This is a genomic window from Streptomyces ipomoeae 91-03, from assembly GCF_000317595.1.
GTDB classification, from domain to species: Bacteria; Actinomycetota; Actinomycetes; order Streptomycetales; family Streptomycetaceae; genus Streptomyces; species Streptomyces ipomoeae.
Genome location: NZ_AEJC01000530.1, coordinates 75087 through 81086, shown reverse-complemented (window position 1 = coordinate 81086; position 6000 = coordinate 75087). Strand labels below are relative to the sequence as shown.

General features: G+C 68.1%; 4 protein-coding genes. 2 read left to right on the top strand and 2 right to left on the bottom strand.

Annotated features, from left to right (window positions below; genetic code table 11):
• Window positions 1-139: 139 nt before the first annotated feature.
• Window positions 140-1014, bottom strand: a protein-coding gene (locus STRIP9103_RS47500) for an IS5 family transposase (protein ID WP_411572367.1) whose coding sequence is annotated in 2 segments (ribosomal slippage) — window positions 140-622 and window positions 625-1014 — 873 coding nt in all. Because the reading frame shifts where the segments join, the coding sequence is not laid out codon by codon here.
• A 105-nt stretch (window positions 1015-1119) separates the two neighbouring features.
• On the opposite strand from STRIP9103_RS47500, the gene STRIP9103_RS34715 reads away from it, so the two are divergent.
• A complete protein-coding gene (locus STRIP9103_RS34715) occupies window positions 1120-2355 on the top strand; it encodes an IS701 family transposase (protein WP_009329214.1) in 1236 nt (411 codons plus the stop codon).
• A 120-nt stretch (window positions 2356-2475) separates the two neighbouring features.
• Here the strand turns inward: STRIP9103_RS34715 and STRIP9103_RS34710 are convergent, their stop codons facing one another.
• Window positions 2476-3822, bottom strand: a complete 1347-nt coding sequence (locus tag STRIP9103_RS34710) for an MATE family efflux transporter (RefSeq protein ID WP_048821510.1) — start codon at window positions 3820-3822, stop codon at window positions 2476-2478.
• 450 nt (window positions 3823-4272) lie between these two features.
• On the opposite strand from STRIP9103_RS34710, the gene dnaB reads away from it, so the two are divergent.
• Window positions 4273-5742: a replicative DNA helicase gene (gene dnaB / locus STRIP9103_RS34705; RefSeq protein WP_009329225.1), complete on the top strand. Its 1470-nt coding sequence runs from the start codon at window positions 4273-4275 to the stop codon at window positions 5740-5742.
• Window positions 5743-6000: the final 258 nt, after the last annotated feature.

Sequence of the window (6000 nt, the reverse complement as noted above, 5' to 3'; positions counted from 1 at the left end):
GCCCCATGTGCTTGTCGTTGCCGCAGAGCGAATCGGTCCGGACGCCTGCGGAGCGACTGTTTCACGTGAAACACCGTGAACTGGGCGATGTTTCACGTGAAACGAAGCCAGGCTCTAGGGTGCGTTTTGAAAGTGCTGGTCACAGCCACTCGTTGATGGCTGCGACCAGCACGGTCGCCTCGTAGCGAACTGCCAACTTGTCGTATCTCGTGGCGACAGCGCGGTGCCGCTTGAGGCGATTGATTCCGCACTCGACCGCGTGGCGCTCCTTGTAGTCGGCCTTGTCGAACTTAGGTGGCCGGCCGCCGTGGGAGCCGCGGTTCTTGCGGTTGGCGATCTGGTCGCGCTTCTCCGGGATCGTGCAGCGGATACCGCGCTTGCGCAGGTAGGCACGGTTCGCGCGGGAGCCGTACGCCTTGTCGGCACGCACCTTGTCCGGCCGGGTGCGCGGGCGGCCCGACCCGAGCCGGGGCACCCGGATGCGGCCCAAGACCACCTGGAACTGCGGGGAATCACCGCGCTGTCCTGCCGTGATGACCAGCGACATCGGTTTCTGGGCCTGCTCGACCGCCAGGTGGAGCTTGGTTGTCAGCCCGCCCCGGGAGCGTCCGAGCCCGTGGTCGTCGGGCTCGATGAACACACCGCCTGGCGGCTCGATCTGCAGATCCCCTTTTTGCGGGCGCCGGCCGCATGCTGGTGGGCGCGGGCGATGGTCGAGTCCACCGAGACGTCCCAGGTGATCAGTCCCTCGGCGTCGGCCTGGGCCTGCAGCTGTTCGAAGATGCGGTGCCAGGTGCCGTCCCGCTGCCAGCGGCGGAACAGGCCGTAGACCGTCTCCCACGGGCCATAGCGCTCGGGCACGTCCCGCCAGGAAGCACCGGCGCGGGTGCGCCACCGTATGCCGTCTATCAGTTGCCGCTTGGTGTGCACCGGTGGCCGTCCAGGCTTCTTGCCGACCGGGAGCAGGGGCTCCAGCTTCGCCCACTGTGTATTCGTCAGATCATGCCGCCCCACGAAGTGGGATCTTGACACATCAAGATCCACATATGAAACGCACCCTAGTAGGGCTTGGTTATCTTGGATGGGGAATAGCGTGTCGGCCTCGCGGGGGTGAGGGCCATGACCCCGCAGGAGCTGGTGGAGGCCCAGGACCGGCTGGCGGCGTTCGCGGCCGAGGTGTTCGCCCCGCTGGGGCGGGTTGACCGGCGGCGGTGGGGCGAGCGGTATGTGCGGGGGCTGCTCGGCGAGGGGCGGCGCAAGTCGATGGAGCCGATGGCGGCCCGGCTGGGGGTGGACCGGCAGGGGCTGCAGCAGTTCCTGGCCGACTCCCCGTGGTCGCACCAGATGGTGCTGGCCGAGGTGGCCTGGAGGATGGAGCCGGTCATCCGCCCGGATGCCTGGGTGGTCGATGACGTGTCCTTCCCCAAGGACGGGCACGCCTCCCCGGGCGTGGCCGCGCAGTGCTGCGGGGCGTTGGGCAAAACCGCGAACTGCCAGGTCGCGCCGAGCGTGCACCTGGTCACCGATGCCGCCTCCTGCCCGGTGAACCGGCGGCTGTTCCTGCCGGCCGCGTGGGATGCGGCCGCCGCGCCCGCCGAGGAGGCCGGCCGGGCGGAGCACAGGCGGCGCCGGGCCCGGATCCCCGCCGGCGTGGGGCATGCCGAGAAGTGGCAGCTGGCCGTCGACATGGTCGACGAGCTGCGCTGCTGGGGCCTGGAGCCGCCGCTGGTGGTGGCCGACGAGGGCTACGGGCAGGACGGGGCCTTCCGCGAGGCGCTGACCGAGCGCGGCATCGCCTACGTGGTCGGGGCGCGCTCGGACACCGCGGTCCTGCCCGAGACCGCCACGCGCACCGCCCCTGCCTGGTCGGGCACCGGCCGCAAGCCCGTTGTGCGCTACCGGGACCAGCCCGTCGCGGTGCGCGAGCTGGTCCTGGGCATCGGGCGCGGCGCCCTGCACCGGGTGACCTGGCGCCAGGGCTCCAAGGGGCCGCTGCGCTCGCGGTTCGCCGCACTGCGGGTGCGCCCGGCCGGGGTCCGCCTGCGCCGGGCGCACCGGGGCGCGGACCTTCCGGTGTGCTGGCTGCTGGCCGAGTGGCCCGCCGGGGAGGAACAGCCGGTGAAGTACTGGCTGTCCACCCTGCCGGCTGACACCCCGCTGCGGCACCTGGTGCGTGCGGCGAAGATCCGCTGGCGGGTGGAGCACGACTACCGGGAACTGAAGACCGCCCTGGGACTGGGCCACTTCGAAGGCCGCACCTTCAACGGCTTCCTGCGGCACGTCACCCTGGCCTCGGTGGCGCAGGCGTTCTGCACCCTGGAGCGGCTGTGCCCGCCAGCAGCGGCCACGGCCTGACGACCTACCAGGTTGTGGCCGAGCTCCAAGTCCTCCTCGTCTGCTGGGCAGGAACATGCCCCACCTGCCGAAGACCCTGGACCCGATACGACACGCCGGTCCCAACCTAACCAAGCCCTACTAGCGCATCGCGCCAGTGACAATCCAGCGGCCGGAGCGGGAGCGCAGCCACAGGGTCAGCATGCGCGTCGCCATCATCAGCGTCATGGCGCTCCATAGGGCGGTCAGGCCACCGCCGAGAGTGGGAACGAGCAGGGCGGTCGGAACGAAGACCGCCAGGGTCACCAACATGGCCCAGGCCAGGTAAGGGCCGTCTCCCGCGCCCATCAGTACGCCGTCGAGTACGAAGACGATCCCGGAGATCGGCTGGGCCAGCGCCACCACAAGGAGGGCGGGTAGCGCCGCTTTCTGGACCACCGGATCATCCGTGAAGAGCGGGATGAACAAGGGACGGGTGGCGATCACCAGGAGTCCGAGTACGACACCCGAGGCGATTCCCCACTGCACCATGCGGTGGCAGGCCTCACGAGCGCCCTGGGCGTCACCCGCTCCGAGATAACGACCGATGATAGCCTGCCCGGCGATGGCGATCGCGTCCAGAGCGAAGGCGAGCAGACTCCAGAGCGACAGGATGATCTGGTGCGCGGCGATGTCCTCGTCCCCCAAGCGGGCGGCGACCGCGGTGGCGATCATCAGGATCGCGCGCAGAGAGAGCGTACGGACCAGCAGAGGCGCCCCCGCCTGAGCCGAGGCGCGTATGCCGGCGGTGTCCGGACGCAGTGAGGCGCCGTGCCTGAGTGCCCCGCGGATGACGACCCAGAGGTATGCGGCGGCCATGCCGCACTGGGCGATGACCGTGCCCCAGGCGGATCCGGCGATGCCTAGGTCGGCTCCGTAGACGAGGCCCGCGTTGAGGGCGGCGTTGGTGACGAAGCCCGCGACGGCGACGTAGAGAGGAGTCCTCGTGTCCTGGAGGCCGCGAAGGACACCTGTGGCGGCGAGCACGACAAGCATGGCTGGGATGCCGAGGGCCGAGATCCGCAGATAAGTGGTGGCGTAGGGGGCCGCGGTGTCCGAAGAACCGAAGAGGGCCACCAGGGTGGGTGCTGTGGGTACGACGACCGCGACGACAAGGGCGCCGAGGATCAGGGCGAGCCAGATGCCGTCCATGCCTTGTCGGATGGCGGCCCGCAGATCACCGGCTCCGACCCGCCGGGCAACGGCGGCCGTGGTGGCGTAGGCCAGGAAGACGAAGACGCTCACCGCAGTGACGAGGAGGGCCGAGGCGACACCGAGACCGGCCAGTTGCGCGGTGCCGAGGTGGCCGACGATGGCGGTGTCGACCATGAGGAATAGCGGCTCGGCGACGAGCGCACCGAAGGCCGGAACGGCCAGCGCGACGATCTCGCGGTCATGCCGGTGTCGAGCGGCTCTGGGTGTGTCGGGAGCCTGTGTCATGACCACCAACCTAATCTTCCACAGGTAAGAGATGCAAAGGGTTTGAGCCTATTACATTCGGTCCTGTCCGGTGTGCTGTCGGATACTGATCGTGATGATCTTGATCCGGTTCGGGAAGTTTTTCTTCTGCACAGCCGGTGGATGCTAAAGGTGCAGGTCAGAGCGGGTTGCGCGAGAGGAGCGAGGGCTTGTTCACAGGGCTGTCCACCGAGTCGTGCACAGGTTTTGCGGAGTTCTCCACAGCATCTGGCCCGTCGTCCACATGCCCTGTGGATAACCAGATTGGCTGACGGTGCCTGCGGGCCTACGGTGGTGCGGCGCCCCCCTCCTTGGTGGATCACGAAAACCTCGCAAAAGCGACGCGCCGGAAGCGGAGTTGGGCCTCTTAGTTGTCAGTGTCGTGCCGTAGAAATGAGAGGCACGGCGAGGTCCGCTCGGCGGACGGGAGGAGGTCGCTCGGTGAGCATTTCCGAGCCCTTGGACGACCCGTGGGCCGACAGCGGACCCAGTGATCGTCTGCCCGCTTCCCGCCGACGCCCTGACGGCGGTCGGGGCCGTGACGAGCAGCATGACCGCGGCCGGGACGGGGAATGGGACGGCGGGGGTTCGGCCTTCGAGCGGGTGCCGCCACAGGATCTCGATGCCGAGCAGTCCGTCCTCGGCGGCATGTTGCTGTCCAAGGACGCCATCGCCGACGTGGTCGAGATCCTCAAGGGCCCTGACTTCTACAAACCGGCGCACGAGACCATCTACCAGGCGATCCTCGACGTCTACGCCAAGGGTGAGCCCGCCGACCCCATCACCATCGCCGCCGAGCTGACCAAGCGCGGCGAGATCACCAAGGTCGGCGGCGCCCCCTATCTGCACAGCCTGGTCCAGACGGTACCGACGGCGGCGAACGCGGAGTACTACGCGGAGATCGTCCACGAGCGTGCGGTCCTGCGCCGCCTGGTCGAGGCCGGCACACGTATCACCCAGATGGGATACGCGGCCGACGACGACGTGGACGAGATCGTCAACAGAGCCCAGGCGGAGATCTTCGCGGTCACCGAGCAGCGCACCACCGAGGACTATCTGCCGCTCGGCGACATCATGGAGGGCGCGCTCGACGAGATCGAGGCGATCGGTTCCCGGTCGGGGGAGATGACGGGTGTGCCGACCGGCTTCACCGATCTCGACCAGCTCACCAACGGTCTGCACCCGGGCCAGATGATCATCATCGCGGCCCGTCCCGCCATGGGTAAGTCCACGCTCGCGCTGGACTTCGCCCGCGCCGCTTCCATCAAGCACAACCTGCCGAGCGTGATCTTCTCGCTGGAAATGGGCCGCAACGAGATCGCGATGCGTCTGCTGTCGGCCGAGGCGCGTGTGGCCCTGCATCACATGCGCTCCGGCACGATGACCGACGAGGACTGGACCCGGCTGGCCCGCCGGATGCCGGATGTCTCAGCCGCGCCGCTCTACATCGACGACTCCCCGAACCTGTCGATGATGGAGATCCGCGCCAAGTGCCGGCGCCTGAAGCAGCGCAACGACCTGAAGCTCGTCATCATCGACTATCTGCAGCTCATGCAGTCCGGCAAGCGGTCCGAGAGCCGTCAGCAGGAGGTCTCGGACATGTCGCGAAACCTCAAGCTGCTGGCGAAGGAGCTGGAGCTGCCGGTCATCGCGCTGTCCCAGCTGAACCGTGGTCCCGAGCAGCGTACGGACAAGAAGCCCATGGTCTCCGACCTGCGTGAGTCGGGATCGATCGAGCAGGACGCGGACATGGTGATCCTGCTGCACCGCGAGGACGCGTACGAGAAGGAGTCGCCGCGCGCGGGCGAGGCGGACATCATCGTGGGCAAGCACCGTAACGGCCCGACGGCCACGATCACGGTCGCCTTCCAGGGCCATTACTCGCGCTTCGTGGACATGGCGCAGACCTGATCCGGCAGGCTGTGGGGTCTCAGATTTCGTGGCACAGCCTCAGCCGTGATGGCGCAACGGTGGCACTTATGCCGCCGTTGTGAGACTCACTGGTCAGAGCTTTCGCCCTTTCGGGTGACGGTGGATCTGGTCCGGCCCTTCGAGGGATGCAGCGCTGACACCTTGGCTGTACAGGCGATTGCCTGTGGGCTGTGGGGGCGCCAGATGGACGACGCGGCTGTGACCGTGAGTTTTCGTCGCCGAAGCGGTGAGCGCGTC

Coding starts and splice junctions, on each gene's coding strand:
- STRIP9103_RS34715 (WP_009329214.1), top strand. CDS start 1,120: ATGACCCCGCAGGAGCTGGTGGAGGCCCAGGACCGGCTGGCGGCGTTC.